The following is a 1,156-nucleotide window of genomic DNA, read 5'->3' as shown; positions in this document are numbered from 1 at the left end:
CTAAGTAGGTCGCCGGAAGTTCCGAGACAAATGCCGGTCGCATGCGCATTTTCTGGACCATGCGACCGGCAAGGAGCCCTGCCGAACTGGGGCTGACAGCAGAGGACAGGCGGAAGCTGGAGCATGCGCTGCGAAGCGTGCGCGACGCCCGCCACTTCCGTCGACTACTGGCAGTGAGACTCCTCGCAGAGGGCAAAGGCCCGGGCGAGGCTGCGCATCTGGCAGCCCTGAGTCGGTCAGCCGTCTACTTCTGGCTGGAGCGCTATCTGGCGCAGCGTGACCCCGAAGCGCTGCGAGATGCCCCGCGGCAGGGGCGGCCGAGGAATGCGCCGCGCCTGACGGCCGAGCGCCTGCGCGAAGTCGTCCGAGGCAGCCCAGAGAAGCAGTCCTGGGCGAGCCACGGATGGACGGTGCCGCTGCTGTGCACGCACCTGAAGCGACAGGGCATCGAGGTGTCGCCCCGTACACTGCGCCGCCGGCTGCACGAGGCGGGCCTGGCGTGGAAGCGGCCACGGTACGTGTACGCCACGGCGGCGCCCCATCCAGGGCAGAAAAAGGGGGCCTTGTCCGCCGTCTGAAACGGCTCAAACGCCTGTTCCCCCGGGCCGTGCTGCTCGTCATGGACAGCACGGTGCTGCGGTGGTTTCCGCCGCTGCGCGCCGCCTGGGCCCCCAGGGGAGAGCAGGCCGTGGTGCCGATTACAGGCGAGAACGCCAAGCGCACACTGTGGGGCGCCATCAACCCTCGCACCGGCAAGCGCGTGCTGCTGGCAACCCAGCGCGCCAGACGCGAAGACTTCATGGATTTTCTGCGCGCCCTGCGTGCCGCCTACCCCGGTCGCCCTCTGCTGCTGGTGTTGGACCGCGCCAGCTGTCACACGGCCCAGAAGTCCCAGCAGCTCGCCGCTCGCCTCGGAATCCACCTGCTGCTGTTGCCCAAGCAGCGCTCAGAACTCAACTGCATGGACCACTTGTGGCGCTCCCTGAAGCAACGCGTTTCCGCCAACCGTCAGTACCCCACGGTCGAGCAGCACGTCGGCGCCGCCATCCGATGGGTGCTGGGCCTTTCTGCACGGGACGCCCTCCGCAAGGCCGGCTGCCTCGCCGAGGGCTTCTGGCTACGCGATTTGTTAGAGAACTTCTGGCGACCTACTTAG

General features: G+C 67.7%; 2 protein-coding genes. Both read left to right on the top strand.

From position 1 onward, the window contains the following. Nucleotides 1-41 precede the first annotated feature (41 nt). The gene (locus K8625_RS43550; protein WP_223786111.1) at nt 42-578 is read left to right on the top strand and encodes a helix-turn-helix domain-containing protein; all 537 of its coding nucleotides are present in this window, start codon (nt 42-44) and stop codon (nt 576-578) included. After that, nucleotides 500-1,156: an IS630 family transposase gene (locus K8625_RS43545; protein ID WP_223786110.1), complete on the top strand. Its 657-nt coding sequence runs from the start codon at nt 500-502 to the stop codon at nt 1,154-1,156. The genes K8625_RS43550 and K8625_RS43545 overlap by 79 nt, the downstream gene beginning before the upstream one ends.

Source organism: Myxococcus sp. AS-1-15 (genome assembly GCF_020037055.1).
GTDB lineage: Bacteria > Myxococcota > Myxococcia > Myxococcales > Myxococcaceae > Myxococcus > Myxococcus fulvus.
The sequence above is the reverse complement of the archived record's forward strand: the minus strand, read 5'-3'. Positions and strand labels throughout refer to the sequence as shown.

Coding starts and splice junctions, on each gene's coding strand:
- K8625_RS43550 (WP_223786111.1), top strand. CDS start 42: ATGCGCATTTTCTGGACCATGCGACCGGCAAGGAGCCCTGCCGAACTG.